Annotated in this window: 17 protein-coding genes and 1 pseudogene; 10 read left to right on the plus strand and 8 right to left on the minus strand. The window is 34.1% G+C overall.

Annotation, left to right across the window (positions count from 1 at the left end; all coding sequences use genetic code 11):
• Positions 1 to 94 precede the first annotated feature (94 nt).
• Positions 95 to 958, minus strand: a complete 864-nt coding sequence (locus tag GGG_RS0101715) for a DMT family transporter (protein WP_010111552.1) — start codon at positions 956 to 958, stop codon at positions 95 to 97.
• Between the two features lie 172 nt (positions 959 to 1,130).
• Here GGG_RS0101715 and GGG_RS0101720 point away from each other — a divergent pair, with 172 nt between their 5' ends.
• From GGG_RS0101720 to GGG_RS0101730, 3 genes are all read left to right on the plus strand, one after another.
• Positions 1,131 to 2,534, plus strand: a complete 1,404-nt coding sequence (locus GGG_RS0101720; protein WP_029574394.1) for a PLP-dependent aminotransferase family protein — start codon at positions 1,131 to 1,133, stop codon at positions 2,532 to 2,534.
• 230 nt (positions 2,535 to 2,764) lie between these two features.
• A complete protein-coding gene (locus GGG_RS0101725) occupies positions 2,765 to 3,085 on the plus strand; it encodes a hypothetical protein (protein ID WP_010111555.1) in 321 nt (106 codons plus the stop codon).
• 94 nt (positions 3,086 to 3,179) lie between these two features.
• A complete protein-coding gene (locus GGG_RS0101730; protein WP_010111557.1) occupies positions 3,180 to 3,803 on the plus strand; it encodes a class I SAM-dependent methyltransferase in 624 nt (207 codons plus the stop codon).
• Between the two features lie 97 nt (positions 3,804 to 3,900).
• Here the strand turns inward: GGG_RS0101730 and GGG_RS0101735 are convergent, their stop codons facing one another.
• Positions 3,901 to 5,382 (minus strand): phospholipase D family protein, encoded by a 1,482-nt coding sequence (locus GGG_RS0101735; protein ID WP_010111559.1) that lies wholly within the window; start codon positions 5,380 to 5,382, stop codon positions 3,901 to 3,903.
• A gap of 427 nt (positions 5,383 to 5,809) precedes the next feature.
• Between GGG_RS0101735 and GGG_RS0101740 the strand changes: the two genes are divergently transcribed.
• Positions 5,810 to 6,244, plus strand: coding sequence for a DUF333 domain-containing protein (locus GGG_RS0101740; protein ID WP_010111561.1), 435 nt, complete (start codon positions 5,810 to 5,812; stop codon positions 6,242 to 6,244).
• A 108-nt stretch (positions 6,245 to 6,352) separates the two neighbouring features.
• Here GGG_RS0101740 and GGG_RS0101745 read toward each other — a convergent pair whose 3' ends face one another.
• Positions 6,353 to 7,558 (minus strand): amino acid aminotransferase, encoded by a 1,206-nt coding sequence (locus GGG_RS0101745; RefSeq protein WP_010111563.1) that lies wholly within the window; start codon positions 7,556 to 7,558, stop codon positions 6,353 to 6,355.
• Positions 7,559 to 7,882: 324 nt separating this feature from the next.
• Here GGG_RS0101745 and GGG_RS0101750 point away from each other — a divergent pair, with 324 nt between their 5' ends.
• From GGG_RS0101750 to GGG_RS0101760, 3 genes are all read left to right on the plus strand, one after another.
• Entirely contained in the window at positions 7,883 to 8,653 is a 771-nt protein-coding gene (locus GGG_RS0101750) for an alpha/beta fold hydrolase (protein ID WP_010111565.1), read from the plus strand.
• A gap of 122 nt (positions 8,654 to 8,775) precedes the next feature.
• Positions 8,776 to 9,585: an NYN domain-containing protein gene (locus tag GGG_RS0101755; protein WP_010111568.1), complete on the plus strand. Its 810-nt coding sequence runs from the start codon at positions 8,776 to 8,778 to the stop codon at positions 9,583 to 9,585.
• A 238-nt stretch (positions 9,586 to 9,823) separates the two neighbouring features.
• Positions 9,824 to 10,984: an MFS transporter gene (locus tag GGG_RS0101760; protein ID WP_029574395.1), complete on the plus strand. Its 1,161-nt coding sequence runs from the start codon at positions 9,824 to 9,826 to the stop codon at positions 10,982 to 10,984.
• A 184-nt stretch (positions 10,985 to 11,168) separates the two neighbouring features.
• Here the strand turns inward: GGG_RS0101760 and GGG_RS0101765 are convergent, their stop codons facing one another.
• Together GGG_RS0101765 and GGG_RS0101770 are read right to left on the minus strand one after the other, a co-directional pair.
• Positions 11,169 to 11,864, minus strand: a complete 696-nt coding sequence (locus GGG_RS0101765) for an LrgB family protein (RefSeq protein WP_010111573.1) — start codon at positions 11,862 to 11,864, stop codon at positions 11,169 to 11,171.
• Positions 11,864 to 12,319 carry a CidA/LrgA family protein gene (locus GGG_RS0101770; RefSeq protein ID WP_010111574.1) on the minus strand — a complete coding sequence of 152 codons (456 nt, stop codon included), beginning with the start codon at positions 12,317 to 12,319 and terminating at the stop codon, positions 11,864 to 11,866. Before GGG_RS0101770 ends, GGG_RS0101765 begins: the two co-directional genes overlap by 1 nt.
• A gap of 101 nt (positions 12,320 to 12,420) precedes the next feature.
• Between GGG_RS0101770 and GGG_RS0101775 the strand changes: the two genes are divergently transcribed.
• The 3 genes from GGG_RS0101775 to GGG_RS0101780 all read left to right on the plus strand — a co-directional run bounded on the left by GGG_RS0101775 (position 12,421) and on the right by GGG_RS0101780 (position 13,994).
• A complete protein-coding gene (locus GGG_RS0101775) occupies positions 12,421 to 13,320 on the plus strand; it encodes a LysR family transcriptional regulator (protein WP_010111575.1) in 900 nt (299 codons plus the stop codon).
• A gap of 26 nt (positions 13,321 to 13,346) precedes the next feature.
• Positions 13,347 to 13,496: a hypothetical protein gene (locus GGG_RS20980; RefSeq protein WP_157998073.1), complete on the plus strand. Its 150-nt coding sequence runs from the start codon at positions 13,347 to 13,349 to the stop codon at positions 13,494 to 13,496.
• Positions 13,497 to 13,757: 261 nt separating this feature from the next.
• Complete coding sequence (locus GGG_RS0101780; RefSeq protein ID WP_003651786.1) at positions 13,758 to 13,994, plus strand: VF530 family DNA-binding protein; 237 nt, start codon at positions 13,758 to 13,760, stop codon at positions 13,992 to 13,994.
• A gap of 157 nt (positions 13,995 to 14,151) precedes the next feature.
• Here GGG_RS0101780 and GGG_RS19380 read toward each other — a convergent pair.
• From GGG_RS19380 to GGG_RS0101795, 3 genes and pseudogenes are all read right to left on the minus strand, one after another.
• Positions 14,152 to 14,403 (minus strand): annotated as a pseudogene (locus GGG_RS19380) (hypothetical protein); the annotation flags it as partial.
• A 323-nt stretch (positions 14,404 to 14,726) separates the two neighbouring features.
• Entirely contained in the window at positions 14,727 to 14,984 is a 258-nt protein-coding gene (locus GGG_RS0101790; RefSeq protein ID WP_010111584.1) for a Txe/YoeB family addiction module toxin, read from the minus strand.
• Positions 14,981 to 15,235, minus strand: coding sequence for a type II toxin-antitoxin system Phd/YefM family antitoxin (locus GGG_RS0101795; protein WP_010111585.1), 255 nt, complete (start codon positions 15,233 to 15,235; stop codon positions 14,981 to 14,983). The genes GGG_RS0101790 and GGG_RS0101795 overlap by 4 nt, the downstream gene beginning before the upstream one ends.
• Positions 15,236 to 15,602: the final 367 nt, after the last annotated feature.

Below are 15,602 nucleotides of genomic sequence, written 5' to 3' on the forward strand. Positions count from 1 at the left end.
AACTTGTCATTCATACCAATGTTTTAACTTTAGAAACGCTATTCATATAGGTCAGTAATCTATCAATAGCGATTTTAATTTAATTTTGAAATTCTCAAGCAAACTTTTTTGCCATAACAACACATGCAACTACTGAGATGCTTACTAGAATCATGGCAAGGCTGATATGTTCACCTAATAAAAGTGCAGATAACATTAAACCAATAAAGGGTTGGAGAAGTTGAATTTGCCCAACTTTTGCAATCCCGCCAAGTGCTAAACCTTTGTACCAAAATACAAAACCAATGAGCATACTAAACAGTGAAACATAGAGCAGGGCCAGTATAGGCGCAATGCTGATATTGGAGTAATGATCTGGAAAATAGTACACACTACCTAACAACATGATCGGTAGAGCAACAACCAAAGCCCAACAGATCACTTGCCATCCACCTAATTCACTGGATAATTTCCCTCCTTCTGCATAGCCCAAACCACAAACAACAATAGCCGCCAACATATAAAAATCACCAAGTGATAAGCTTAAGCTCTTATTTTCAAAGAACATAAAAATAATCACTAAGCAACTTCCTAAAATTGCAAATAACCAAAACTGTGTAGAGGGTTTTTCTCCACCACGGAATACTGCAAAAATTGCAGTAGATAAAGGCAGTAAACCTACAAAAATAATCGCATGAGAAGATGAAATCGTTTGTAGCGCAAGTGCTGTGAATAATGGAAATCCAATAACGACACCAAAAGCCACAATAATCAGCTTTTTAAATTGTTGTAAATTAGGTTTAACTTGTTTGAACACGATCAAGCAAATGAGTCCGATAACACCTGCGATAGCAGCACGAGAAGTGGTTAAAAATTCAGGTGTAAAGCCAAGTACACCGATACGGGTTGCAGGTAATGATCCTGCAAAAATGACTACGCCAATCAGTCCGTTTAACCAACCTTTTGAAGCTTGATCCATTTTCAAATACTCATCATCTTTAGATGGATTAAAACAGTTTGCAGTTATATTTTGATATGTACGATCTAAAACAATTTGAAGAAACTGTACTGCCCATTTAACCAGTACAATTTGTATTGTTCATTTAGAATGATTATGCTGAATGTTCACCAATCCTGAATCCACAAAGAAAATGGCTAAAACAAAAATTGATATTGCAATGGATATTGTCAAAGAACAAATTGCCAATAAAAGTTTAATCGCAGGTTCACGATTACCTTCTGTACGTCAACTCGCAACACAATTAAATTTTTCTGTATCGACGATCGTTGAGGCATATACGCGTTTAGTATCCGCAGGTATTTTAGAATCAAGGATTGGAGCAGGCTATTTTGTTGTTGGACATGTCGTCCAAGCTCAAGTCTTTGAAACTAAAATTCAATATCAAAGAGAAATTGATCCACTTTGGATTTCAAGACAATCCCTAGATGCAAAGTCAAATGTGTTTAAACCCGGTTGTGGATGGTTACCAAACAGTTGGATGCCTGAACAAACTGTTCGCAAAGCATTAAAACAAGTTGCGAAATCTGAAACAGAATTACTGATTGATTATGCTGTGCCAAATGGTCATTTACAGCTTAGACAATGGATTGCTCGACGTAAGCAAAACTATGATTTAAACCTTGATTTAGAACAAATTTTAATTACAGACTCTGCCACGCAATCAATCGATCTTATTTTCAGACTTTTACTACAAGCGGGTGATGTTATCTTAGTTGATGATCCATGTTATTTTAATTTTCAGGCTCTCATCAAAGCACATCATTTAAAAGCTGTGGCGATCCCATTCACAGAACATGGCCCTGATATTGAGCACTTCAAACAAGCTTTAAGTTTAAAACCCAAAATTTATCTAACCAATTCAGGGATTCATAATCCGACTGGTGCAAGTTTATCGATTCAAACGGCTTTTCAAGTTGCCAAACTAGCTGAACAAGCCAATTTGATGATTATTGAAGATGAAATATTTGCAGATTTTGAATATCAACATGCGCCACGCTATGCGTCATTGGCAGGGTTTGAACATGTGATTCAAATCGGGAGTTTTACTAAAACCCTTTCAGCAGCAGTCCGTTGCGGTTATATCATTGCCAATACACAGAAAATTGAAGCATTGATCGACTTGCGTATTGCAACCAATTTTAGTCATAGCAATTTAAATGCTGAAATTGTTTATCATGCATTGATGGATAGTGGTTATTTAAAACATATTGATTGGCTGAAAAAACAGCTCGTTAAAGCAATGAATGAAAGCATCTATAAACTGGCACTTTTAGATATTCATCCGTGGATTATTCCCAAAGCAGGGATATTTTTATGGTGCAGATTGCCTAAAGACATTTTAGCCTCAGCTTTATCCAAATATTGTTTAAAAAATGATGTCATTCTTGCCCCTGGAAATGCATTTAGTCAGGCCGATGGGGCAGCGCATTTTATGCGGTTTAATGTGGCACAATGTATTGATAAACGTATATTTGATGTACTTGAGGCTGGAATTAGAGAGATTCGAAAGCATGATCATATTGACGATGATTGATAGTGGCTGAAATTATTAGAAAATTGAAGTGAATGATCAGAATTTTATTCATTTGATCTATGGAAAGCCGGTTGCTTATTGATGATATTTTAAAATTGTATATTTGAATAATTTCTTAATTTTCTAATGATTTGAAATTTATACAGAACACATTGAAATTACCTGTAACACAGATTATAAATAAGTATTAATTAAAATAATGTGATTAAAACGATTTATAAGGATCTCGTATGAATTTTACCGGTGATATCAAAGACTTCCGTCAGCCCATGATCACTTCATTGGGTATTATGATGGGCTTTATTCTCAACTTTTTAGCTGGATGGGCAATCGAAGGAACACCAGAGCATCCTGCTTTAGAAAGCTTGTCTGATTGGGTCATTGTTCTAACCCTTTTAATTTCTTTGATTTGTATGTTGATTGTTGTATATCGATTGCTAAGTAATAAAACCTATGATGATGCTCAAGCCATGTACTATACGACTTTAAAATTATATATGTTCAGTATTTGTATTGCTTTCCTGGGTATTATTTTTGCGTTATTTATATAGTAACGAGAAAGAATGGCTTGCTGTATTTTACTGTTTTTATAAAATAATAAAATTAAAGTAGCATTTGTACAGTGAAGTTTATAGAGCAAAAAAGATGAATATACAAGAAGTCGCCAGCCCCATTGATTTAAAAGATCCTGATAAGGCACTACTATGGGCAAACGAAGCCAATCTGAAACGGCCTTGGCGTTATGAGTTTTTTGATTTATATGTAAATAAAATCAAAAGCTTGAATAGAGAAAATATTCACGTCTTAGAAATAGGTTCTGGCCCTGGATTTCTTGCTCAACATTTACTGCAACATTGCTCAGAAATCCAATATACAGCGGTTGATTTTTCACAAGCAATGCATGAGCTATCTAAAAGTAAGCTACTTCCAAGTGAGCTAGAAAGAACTGAATATCAAATCGCAGATTTTAAGCAAACAGATTGGTTTACAGGTTTAGGTCAATTTGATGTTGTCATTATTCATCAAGCTTTACACGAATTACGTCATAAATCTTATGCAACAACATTCCATAAGCAAGTCAAAGCATTATTAAAAGATGATACAACATATTTTGTTTGTGATCATGTTTTTGCCTCAGATGCGATGCAAAATAATCAACTGTATATGTCTGTTGCTGAGCATTTTCAAAGTTTGGAAGAGGCTGAATATACTCAGGTTGAATTGATTAAAGATTACAAAGGCTTATGCCTATTTGAATGTAAACTTTGATGGCACTAAGCGAGTAAGTAATATTACCAATGTAATGACAAGGTAATGCTAAGTATAGTGCAAAATAACGCTGTAGCAGGAAGTAAAAATAAGAAGGCTACATCATCCACTCAATCGGTAAATATGACACACTGTACATCATCAATCTTTGAAATCGAGTGGTTTCAGGATCTGTTTTATATTCAATCGTCTTTCCATCTGGGCGGTGATCTAACCAAATAATTTCGCCCTGATTGTTTAATTTTAATTCATAGGCAACAGTGTGTAAGGTTTGATCTAGCAAACCAGAAATTTGTTCTTGCAGTGGATCAGATGTTACGACTAAACCGACTTCTGTATTGAGATTAAATGAACGTGGGTCTAAGTTAAATGAACCAATAAAAACTTTGTCATCAATATCAATAAATTTTGCATGTAAACTGGATTTATTTTTACCTTTTTTAGGAATCACATTTCCAGTCACAACCTCATACCAAGTACGGCGTTTACGCTCAATATAAGGTTTAAATTCATACAGTTCGACACCATTTTTGAGCAAATCCATACGGTATTTTTGATAAAAAGCATGCACTAAGGCAACATCATTGGCGACAAAAGAATTGGTCAGTACTCTGACTTTTACATTTTGTTTGGGAAATTGATTGATAAAATCTGTCCCATCTTTTGTAGGGACAAAATAGGCAGCAATTAAATCCATCTCTTGTTTAGGATCGCCCATATAATTACGAATTTGATGATAAATCAGTTCATTATCTTGTGCCTTACCCAAAGTTTTCTTTGGTGGATCAGCAAGAAATTCTGCAAATGCCCAATTCACTTTATTTTGATTTAATTCATTCGCCAGTTCTTTTTGCTCTAAATTTACCTTTTTATCTGTAGGATGATTTTTTTGTCCTAACTGCACAAAGGCTTGACGTAAATCGAGCAGGTCTTGTTTTGAACCTTTTTCAATAAATTTTTCAACAGGATAGCTCAGTTCAAAATTCCAAAACTCTTGAAATACTTGATTTGCATGATGGACGGCATTCCCTAAAAATAGAATATCCATATCAGTAAACTGGAAAGACTGACTTGCATCAAAATATTCACTGCTAATATTACGACCACCTGTGACCGCAATTGCACCATCAGCAATAACTAATTTGTTGTGCATACGATGATTGATACGATTTGCACGTATCAGATAATCCATTACTCGAAAATGTCTAAATTTGTATGGATTATAAAGCTTGATTGAAATATTAGGATGTGTAATCAGTGCACTTAATTGTCGATCTATTTTTATACCATTTTGATCATCAATTAATAATCTTACTTTGACACCACGATCTGCAGCCGCCAGTAATTCTTCTAACATTAAATTGCCAATAAAATCATCGGCCCAAATATAATATTGTAAATCTAAAGTATATTTTGCTCTTCTGATCAAATGTATTCGGGAGGCTATGCTTTGGTATGCATCACTCATCGCTAAATAAGCGGTTAATCCTTGAGCGATTTTCTTTTGAGAATCTGGGTCATTGTTAATCCAATGATCTACATGCATGGTCACTTGTTGTTCTTGTTTTGAATCATTCATAGGCAAACTACATCCTGTCAAAGCCATCACTAGAGATAAAATCGGTAAAATTTTGAATTTTTTCATCTTTTTTGTTGGTGTTTGCTGAATACCTAAATCATATCATTACTTTAATGTTGAATCATTAAACTTAGAATGTTAACTGTTAGTCGTTTGTTAAATTAAACATTCTCTATATTCAAGTATGAGCACAATATCTACATTTAAATTTGCATCTCAATCACATGATTTAAAATCAGTAAGCCGTTATTAGCATCAACTGATTTAAATGGATTGATTTGATTCACTGAGTTGTAATATTCACAAATGAATAAATAAGCAATCAAGTAAGGTATTTGAAAATAAGACTGTATTAATTTTATAAATTTAATATAAAAGTAAAACTTTTTTTGATATGTTTAATCTTTAAAATGATCAAAGTATCTTTATGAAAAATATTACAATTTTAGCTGTCCTTGCAGTTTCAGTAGCAGCGTGTACATCTATCCAAACCACAGATTCAAAGCAAGCCAAACTTGGCTTAGCCAATCCAGCAAGTCAATACTGTGTAGGTCAAGGCGGAAAATTAGAAATTGTGAAAGAAGCCAATGGTGAAGTGGGTTATTGCCATTTGGCAAATGGTGAAAAAGTAGAGGAGTGGGCTTTATTTCGTCAGAGCCAAGCGCAATGTGTTGCTGAAGAAGCGGCTAAATTGGTTGGTCAAACAGGTTTGACTGATGAGCAAATTAAACAAAGCACTAAAGCACAAGTCATTCGCCGAGTAGGACCAAATCAGCCCGTAACCATGGATTATCGTGTAGACCGAGTCACAGTGACCATAGAGCCTGTTACTAAAATAATTACACAGGCCAATTGCGGATAAAACGTATATTTATTATGTGTTTAGACATTAACCAATATCCATAAAAATAAGAAACCCAAGCGAACTTGGGTTTCTTAAAACATCAATGTTTAAAACTTGATTGTTGAATTAAGAGGTTGCTTTAATCACTTCCGCAACTGAATCCGCAACATAATCAATATTTTTTAAGTTTAAGCCAGCAGCACACATACGACCGCTACGCACTAAGTAAATCGCATATTTGTCTTTTAAAATATCCACTTGCTCAGCAGTTAAGCCTGTATAACTAAACATACCTTGCTGTGCTGTTAGATAATCAAAATTACGCTCAGGCAAAGCCGCTGTTAATTTTGCTTTTAAAAGTTCACGCATTTGAATAATACGTTCGCGCATTTCTTTTAATTCAGCATGCCATGTTTCAGTCAAAGTAGCATCATTTAAAACATTATCTACAACTAAAGCACCTGTAGTCGGAGGGCTAGAGTAAATACGACGTACTGTTGCTTTTAATTGTCCTAAAACTTTTTGTGCAGTCGCTTGGTCATCACAAATAAAGCTTAAACCACCGACACGCTCACCATACAGCGAGAAAATTTTAGAGAATGAATTGCTGACAATAAAATTCATACCTGATTTGTCTAAGGCACGAATTGCATAAGCATCTTCTTCCAAACCTTGTCCAAAGCCTTGATAAGCAATGTCTAAGAATGGAATCAAATCACCAGCTTTCAATACTTCAATCACACGATCCCATTCGGCAGGTGTTAAATCTGCACCAGTCGGGTTATGACAACATGGGTGAAGTAAAACAATACCTTTTGCTGGGATTCGTTTTAAATCTTCCAACATGCCTTCGATATCAACACCATTGGTTGTTGCATCGAAATAACGATAGAAATGCGAATTAATTCCAGCGCCATTAAAAATCGCGATATGGTTTTCCCAAGTCGGTTGGCTCACCCAAACGTCTGATTCAGGAAAATATTTTTTAAGGAAGTCTGCACCTACTTTTAATGCGCCAGAACCACCTAAGGTTTGAATCGTTACCGCACGGCCATCTTTACGCGCTTGACTGTCCGTACCTAAAACAAGCTTTTGGGTTGCTTCGTTATAAGACTTTAAACCATCCATCGGTAAATAAAGCTTTACCTTGTCATTGCTTGGTTCAATATTTTTTAAAGCCGTTTTAACCGCTTTCAATTGAGGAACAATGGTGTCCTCATTGTAATAAAGACCAATACTTAAATTTACTTTATGTGTCCGTTCATCTTTGCCAAATGCTTCCATGAGGGAAAGAATCGGATCACCTGCATAAGGATCTACATGTTGAAACATGGTTGAAAGTCCTAAATCAAACGAAGATATTCATGGCTGATCATATATGTAATTCGAAGGGTGACTCAACAGCAGATTCACGATTATTTTGAATAATTTATTCGACTTTAGCTTATATCAGTCTGAAAAGTTGAATTTGATCGTCGTAATCAGTTTTTTGAGCATCATTTTCATCTATTCACTACAAAGCGCTTAAATATTATAGATAGAGTGTTGAATCCTCATTCTCACAATAAATTTGTAGATAAATCATTAAAAACATTGTTGATAGCTATATTTCTTGCCATCATATTCATATTGGAAAGGCTTTTTGGACGGTTTTAAATGTTACTCAATTATCAATATGACCAAGCAACGACTTCTGACAATGATTCACCGACATTGGTACTGATTCATGGTTTATTTGGCAGTTTAAGTAATTTAGGTATGATTGCCCGTGCCTTCCAAGGGAAATTCAATATTTTACAAGTCGATGTCAGAAATCATGGACATTCAGCACATGCTGACGATATGAATTATGTATCGATGGCGACAGATGTTTTAGAAACGATTGATCATTTAAATATTCAACAATTTATTGTGATTGGGCATTCTATGGGTGGCAAAATTGCGATGAAACTTGCTGATTTAGCACCTACACGACTACAAAAAATGATTGTTTTGGATATGACACCTTTTGCGTATAAAGAAAATCACCATGATCAAATCTTTAAAGCTTTATTTGCTGTAGAAGAAGCACAGGTTGAATCTCGTAAAGATGCGACAGAGATCATGCGTCAATATTTGAAAGAAGAAATGGTGATTCAATTCTTATTAAAATCATGGAGTAAAGGCAAATGGTTGTTCAATGTCAAAGTATTGTTTGAGGATTATCCAACAATACTGGGATGGACTGACCAAAGTGTAAATGCAGTACCTACATTATTTATTAGAGGTGGAAATTCTCCATATCTTTCAAAACCTGAGCATTTTGAAGCGATTGATAAACAGTTTAGCAATCATCAGATTCAAGTCGTAGAAAATGCAGGGCATTGGTTACATGCAGAAAAACCTACGGAAGTGAATGAGCTTATTACGGCTTTTATAGGGGCTTAGTGTTTCAGTATCGGCAGATCAGAGGCGAAAGAACGGAAGTTGTTTGAGAAAGCCTTTTAGGGAGGTTTTTGTTAATATCATTAAATTACTAGTAAGTTTTAATATTTTTTGGGGTGTAAATTTTGTCAAAATCTAAAACAATTTTTAATTTAACAGAAGAAAAAACGTCTAAGTTAGCTGTGTTAATTGATGCTGATAATGCTTCTGCTAAAGATATAGAAAATATTCTGAATGAATTAACTAAATATGGTGAGGCGACAGTAAAACGAATATATGGAAATTTTGTTAATCAGAATGGTAGTTGGAAACAAGCTATTAACAACCTAGCTATCAAACCAATGCAACAGTTTGCTTATACAACAGGAAAAAATGCAACTGATGGATTTATGATTATTGATGCAATGGATCTTCTCTATACAGACCGTATTGACGGTTTTGCTATTGTATCAAGTGATAGTGATTTCACAGCTTTAGCTATTCGTATAAAGGAACAAGGTGCAACAGTATATGGATTTGGAAAAAAACAAACTCCAGAAGCATTCCGGAATGCTTGCTCCCATTTTACTTATGTTGAAAACTTAACAAGTTATGAAGACCCCAATCACTCTCTAAACAAAGAAGAACCATCTAATAGTAAAAAGGAAGCTATAAATACGGTAAGCAAAGATATTGTTCAGACTAAACCCCAAACTAATACCAAATTACCACTAGATAAAATCAAACAAATTTTTGATAACCATGACACTGAATGGGTTTCTGTTGCTTCATTGGGATCGCAATGGAAACTTTTACAAGTAGATTTTGATCCACGTACATATGGATTTAAAAAGCTTGGAGATTTAGTTAAATCATATCCAAAAATTTTTGATGTAGAGGAACGATCAACCAGCACAAATGAACATAAAAATTTATATGTGCGGTTAAAAAAATAAAGCAGTTAAATTGATGCTAGTTTGAATTATATTTATTTAAATTTGGTTTTTAAGTAAGCCTTTCTAGCATTGAGTTTACTAGGGCGGTTTTTTATTTCTAATCAAATAAATGGATTGCGGTCTACAATTTTCAAAATTATTTTTGTAGGCTATGAAATACAAAAGCAAACAACTTACTGCAAACCAATGCAACTATAAATTATGCTAACATACTGAAAATACAAACCAATTTTATTCTATGCGTTCTTTCCCAATCCAATACAAACTGAGTGGATTTTACTTTTGGTACTATTCAATCGTTGGGACATTTTTGCCTTATTGGAGCTTATATCTTCAAGATCAAGGGTTTAACTACAAAGAAATAGGTCTACTTTCATCAATTGCGATTTTGACTCGTATTTTTGCACCATTTATTTGGGGTTTTATTGCAGATAAAACGGGAAAGCGCATGTTGTTGGTGCGTATCGCAACATGGATGGAAGCCACCATTTGGTTTTTGATTTTTATCATTCCCAATAATATGCAATCTATAGCATTGTTAATGTTTATTTTTAGCTTTTTCCAAAACGCCATACTTGCACAATTTGAAGGTGTTACTTTATTCTGGCTAGGTGATAAACATACTGAATATTATGGAAAAATAAGAAAATGGGGCTCCATTGGTTTTATTGTTGGTGTATTTAGTATTGGTGCGATTTTAGACGTTGTTGATATTCATTATTTACCCATGATGTTGCTTTGTATCGCATTTACAGCATTTATTTGGTCATTTTCAATCAAAGAACCACATACAGCGCCTAACTCACAAAAAATCCTCGAACCATTATTGCCCATATTAAAAAGACCTGTTGTTACTGCATTCTTTTGCATTGAATTTATTATGCTTTTTGCACAAGCGCCTTTCTATAGTTTTTATAGTAACTATTTGAAAACAGCAGGTTTTAATACCACTGAAATTGGCTTTTTATGGTCAGTCGGTGTGATAGCTGAAATCATTATGTTTAATTATGCAAATTTCTTCCTGACGCGTTTTTCATGGAGAAATCTAGTCACAATGTGTTTGATCATGACGTGTATTCGATTCTTATTGGTCGGGTTTTTCCCTGAACATTTCTTTATGCAGTTTATTTCACAAACTTTACATGCATTTAGTTTTGGTCTATTTCATATTATTGCTATGCGAATTATTTTGCAGAATTTTACAGCCAAACAACAGGGTAGAGGGCAAGCTTTGTACAGTACTATGTGGGGCTTGGGTGTTGCTTCAGGTAGCATTTTGGCTGGTCAATATTGGGAACTTTTATCAGGTACAACGATCTTCATTTTTGCAGGCTTATCTGCATTATTCGGCTTGCTCCTAGTTAACTTTTTACCTAAAACTGTTCATCCATCTCATTGATATTATTTAAAAATTATATCTAAAAATATCTATAAATCATTTAAAAGCCACTGAATATTGAATATATACAATGGCTTGCTCACGTAGCTATTTTTATTGGAAAATAACAGAATCATTAAGCATGATTATTGAATAAGTTATTTAAGAAGTTATCTAAGAAATTATTCACTAAGTCACACAAGAATTATCCAAGAACATGAACAATAATATGCACAAGAAAAGGACCAACCAAGACCATAAAGATGCCTGCTAACACCATGGTTAAACTAGCAATGACACCTTCTTCTTTATGACGCATATAAGCCTTAGTTGTACCAAAACCATGTGCTGCATTACCCAATGAAGCGCCTTGTGCAAAATGTGAGCGAAGTTTTAATCCTGCTAAAATAACATCACCAATAAACATGCCAACAATACCAGTAATCATGGTAAAGAGAATAACCAACTCAACAGAACCACCGATATGCGAACTCAGTTCCATCGCAAATGGTGTGGAAATTGAACGTGCCATCAAGCTATAAGTGGTTGATTGATCAAAATGAAACAATTTTGCTAAATAAAAAGCGCTCACCATGCCCGCGAACATACCCATGATCACACCCATGGAAATAGAAAGGATATGTTCTTTGATGATTTGCCGATATTCATAAATTGGAATAGCGAATGCAACTGTTGCAGGCCCTAACATCCAAACAATCCATTGACTATCAAGCATATAGGTATCATAAGATACATGTGTTAATAGCAAAGTAATGATTAAAATAATAGGCACAAATATAGCTGGTGACAGAACTAGATAAGGAAATTTACGATAAAGTTTTTTTACTAAGAAATAAGCCAGTAAGGTTCCAACGAAACAAAGGATTGAAATAATAGACATTATTTTTCTCCATGAATCACATGTTGAGTCTGCCTAGAATGATTTTGCTCACGTTGTTTTTTGAGTTTATTTTCAAGTTTAAAACCCAAATGCACACTATATGCAGTCACAACCATGACACAAATTGTGCCTATAACCACTGCTAAAATCAGTTGCCATCCTTCAGTCATAAACAACGTTTTATATTTCATTAATCCAATAAAACAAGGAATGAAAAATAGAACCAATTCACCTAGGATAAAATCTGAACCTGTTTTGATCCAGGTTAATTTGAATATTCCAGTCATAAGTCCAATTAAAACAATGAATAAACCAATGACAGCAGCTGAAATTGGTAAATTAAATTGTTTTTGAATGAGAGAGCCAATCCACCAGAATAAAATCAGAATCCCAATTTGTAATAATGTTCTGGAAATTCTATTCAATTGAAGGCTTTGGCTGGCATGTGTGAACATGAGGAATGTTGTTTATTTCAATAAGATTGACTATTTTAGTTGCAATACATCATGATTATTATGAATAATAAAATAGTAATTATGCCATTTTGGAATAATCAATGGACTTGAAAGATCTTAGAATTTTTGCAGAGATTGTCAATCATCAAAGCTTTAGTCTAGCTGCTGATCACTTATGCATGACCCAGCCTACAATAAGTAAAGCAATCAAACATTTAGAAGAAGATTTAGCTACAGCACTATTTAAGAAAGGTGAAGCTGGAAGAAAAAGGGAAGTCGCATTGACCTATGAAGGTGAGTTGATTTATCAACATGCCATGAATATGTTAAATGAACAAAACAAAATCTTTGAAACATTAAATCAAGTTCAAAATTTAAAAAAAGGGAGTCTAACCATAGGCTTACCACCATTGGGCTCATTATTACTTACACCATTAATTGCTTTATTTCATAAGCATTATCCAGAAATACAGCTTAAATTTTTAGAAGTTGGTGGTAATGGTGTTGAAGAAGCGATTGCAAATAAAACAGTAGATGTAGGTGTTTTACTTGAAAATTTAAGACCTAATTTTGCTGCGATACCTATTGTAAATTCACCTATGTGTTTATTATCTAAAAAAGAATCACATTGGAATCAAAGAGAAACTGTAAATTTAGCTGAATTAAAAGAGGAAAGTTTTTTACTTTATGCAGATTCATTTGTTTTAAATAAGCTTATTACACAGGCTACGAATGCTGTAGGTTTTGAACCAAAGGTTGTGTGTAAAAGTAGTCAGTGGGACTTTATTGTGAAAATGGTAGAGTTGAATATGGGGATTGCCATTTTACCTAAAATTTATTGTGATCAGCTTGATCCAGATAAATTTTCATCTGCAATATTGCTTGAGCCAAGTTTGCATTGGGTGCTCAGTATGGCATGGAATACAAGTATGGCAATGAGCCCAGCAACCAAAGCTTGGTTGAATATTGTAGAGTTAAATTTAGATAAGATTCATTTTTAACTATGAGGTTATTTATTTGAGTGTCTATGTTTGCAGTATTTTTATTACCATTGATTTCGCATAATGTATATTATGTTAAATCCGATACCAAGGGCTGTAGCCTACACAACGCTGTTGTTGCTACAGATCGCCAACGTGAATTTAGAAATGATAATTCACGTTGGCGATTATCCTAAGTAACATAATATTCGTTATGCAAAATCCTAATACCTATAGTAAGCATTACTATTACTAATGGTTAAGTTATTGATAAAAATTTGTATTTCAACATCATCTTGTATTGCCCAGACCATCAGCTTTACTTCTGTAATCTCTTGATCATCGGCATTGCTCTTAAGCTGTAATTTTCTATGTTAATTATGTTTAAATTTCAACCCTCTCATTTTTCAACTAGCTCAGGTTATAATGATGACCTCCCAAAATATAGTTGATCTATTATGAACGCCTCCAATGACCCTCTACACGGCAAAAAACTTGCTGACATTTTGGATGAATTATTGGATTACTACGGTGGCTTTGAAGGCTTAAGTCGTAAAATTGAAATTAGATGTTTTTGCATAGATCCAAGTGTTAAGTCATCATTGCGTTTCTTGCGTACCACACCATGGGCACGTGAAAAAGTAGAAAGCTTATATTTGTATGTCTTACGCCAAAAAGCCAAACAGAAATCGTAGCGATCAAAACCAGACCTCAGCATAATATTTTATACCAAATACTAACTACACTTATTGAATAACCATCGATTTTGTAGACACCTGTTAGTTAGTGGTGGACTGCCACCACTCTCCTAGAAAAATTTAGTCTATTCTTAAGATCTTTTTAGTAGGAAAACATGTGTGCTTGCGGATATTTTCCTTGAATCATGAGTGCAGAATATCCAACACGATCATCAAACAACATGACATTGCTCACTGTTTTAGCATTCTTAAGTTGACTGGCTTTTATACAAGCCACTTTTATTTCCTGATCATGTTTGTTCCATGCCTGCTCGGAACTTCCGAAAGTTACGCTGGTCATAGCAGAACCTGCAACAAAACCTAGAATGGTAAGATATTTGAAAAATATACTATATTTCAATGTCATGATGACTGTCCTGTAAATTCGAGTGTCTGAATCTATACTGAAACAATCTCATAAGAGAATCTAGCCATTTACACATGTTGTAACAGCACTTATTCAGGATTACACATATCTCTGTAAATTATTAATAAATATATATTATATAAGTTGATGTGAATACGCACTCTTATTCTTTTTACTAGTCGATGCTTTGCGTTTAAATCATTGATGAGAATAATTAAAAACGAAATTGATCTTTACTATAATCGCTAGGATGTGACTTTGAAACTGAACAACACCATAAAGATTTATTTACCACTATGAACTTTTATGGTGTATTTACTTGCTTAATTATAATGATAACGACACATAGCAATGATAATTGAATCGGAAGCCACCTTATAAACAATCCGATTTTCCTTATCAATGCGCCTTGACCAATATCCTGATAAGTCATGTTTAAGGGGCTCAGGTTTGCCCATACCATCAAATGGTGATCGTTTAATTTCTTTAATTAGCGCATTAATTCTTTTAAGTGTTTGTTTATCTGTAGATTGCCAGTATAAATAATCATCCCAAGCTTCATCAGTCCAACTTAAAATCATTCTTCAATCAGCTCACGGCTAATGGTTTTACCTGCTTCAATCTGAGCAATTGAGTCACGTAATCTTTTTGCGTTTGCTGGGCTTTTAAGTAGATGAGCTGTTTCTTCATAGGCATTAAAATCATCTAGGCTAATCAATACAGCCGTTTGATTGTTTTGCCTTGTGACAAGTACAGGAGAGTGATCATCTATAACACCATCAAGTACATTTGCTAAGTTCTTTCGCAGATCAGAATAGGTCACAACTTTCATTTATACACCTTACTTAGGTACAAATACTTGTACTTATATTAGTACAAGATTATGATTTTTTCAATATGATCAGCAGCTACTCTGTATGTATATTTAACAGGAGTACTTTGAGTAAGTTTTAATCTTTCTTATTTTGTCCATCACAACGTTTTATCGATTCAACATGTCCAAGATAAAATGACCGTACTGAACACCTTTGCCGACTGCCCTGTCACATATTGGTTATGCCAACACTCGATTTTCTAATTTAATCTTAGAAACTTTATCTGCCTTGAATTGGCCAAACAATTCATTCATATCTACGTTCAGCCACAACGACCCACTATCTTATTTATGTTTTCATGGACGATTTTTGATTGATCGAAAA

Origin of the sequence: Acinetobacter sp. P8-3-8, from assembly GCF_000214135.1 — a bacterium.
Taxonomy (GTDB): Bacteria; Pseudomonadota; Gammaproteobacteria; order Pseudomonadales; family Moraxellaceae; genus Acinetobacter.

Excerpts from the sequence above, each read along its gene's own strand:
- GGG_RS0101765 (WP_010111573.1), bottom strand. The coding sequence starts at position 11,864 with ATGTCTATTATTTCAATCCTTTGTTTCGTTGGAACCTTACTGGCTTAT.
- GGG_RS0101780 (WP_003651786.1), top strand. The coding sequence starts at position 13,758 with ATGAACGCCTCCAATGACCCTCTACACGGCAAAAAACTTGCTGACATT.
- GGG_RS0101795 (WP_010111585.1), bottom strand. The coding sequence starts at position 15,235 with ATGAAAGTTGTGACCTATTCTGATCTGCGAAAGAACTTAGCAAATGTA.
- GGG_RS0101735 (WP_010111559.1), bottom strand. The coding sequence starts at position 5,382 with ATGAATGATTCAAAACAAGAACAACAAGTGACCATGCATGTAGATCAT.
- GGG_RS0101775 (WP_010111575.1), top strand. The coding sequence starts at position 12,421 with ATGGACTTGAAAGATCTTAGAATTTTTGCAGAGATTGTCAATCATCAA.
- GGG_RS0101740 (WP_010111561.1), top strand. The coding sequence starts at position 5,810 with ATGAAAAATATTACAATTTTAGCTGTCCTTGCAGTTTCAGTAGCAGCG.
- GGG_RS0101720 (WP_029574394.1), top strand. The coding sequence starts at position 1,131 with ATGGCTAAAACAAAAATTGATATTGCAATGGATATTGTCAAAGAACAA.
- GGG_RS0101730 (WP_010111557.1), top strand. The coding sequence starts at position 3,180 with ATGAATATACAAGAAGTCGCCAGCCCCATTGATTTAAAAGATCCTGAT.
- GGG_RS0101760 (WP_029574395.1), top strand. The coding sequence starts at position 9,824 with ATGCGTTCTTTCCCAATCCAATACAAACTGAGTGGATTTTACTTTTGG.
- GGG_RS0101750 (WP_010111565.1), top strand. The coding sequence starts at position 7,883 with ATGTTACTCAATTATCAATATGACCAAGCAACGACTTCTGACAATGAT.
- GGG_RS20980 (WP_157998073.1), top strand. The coding sequence starts at position 13,347 with ATGTTTGCAGTATTTTTATTACCATTGATTTCGCATAATGTATATTAT.
- GGG_RS0101745 (WP_010111563.1), bottom strand. The coding sequence starts at position 7,558 with ATGTTTCAACATGTAGATCCTTATGCAGGTGATCCGATTCTTTCCCTC.
- GGG_RS0101790 (WP_010111584.1), bottom strand. The coding sequence starts at position 14,984 with ATGATTTTAAGTTGGACTGATGAAGCTTGGGATGATTATTTATACTGG.
- GGG_RS0101715 (WP_010111552.1), bottom strand. The coding sequence starts at position 958 with ATGGATCAAGCTTCAAAAGGTTGGTTAAACGGACTGATTGGCGTAGTC.
- GGG_RS0101725 (WP_010111555.1), top strand. The coding sequence starts at position 2,765 with ATGAATTTTACCGGTGATATCAAAGACTTCCGTCAGCCCATGATCACT.
- GGG_RS0101770 (WP_010111574.1), bottom strand. The coding sequence starts at position 12,319 with ATGTTCACACATGCCAGCCAAAGCCTTCAATTGAATAGAATTTCCAGA.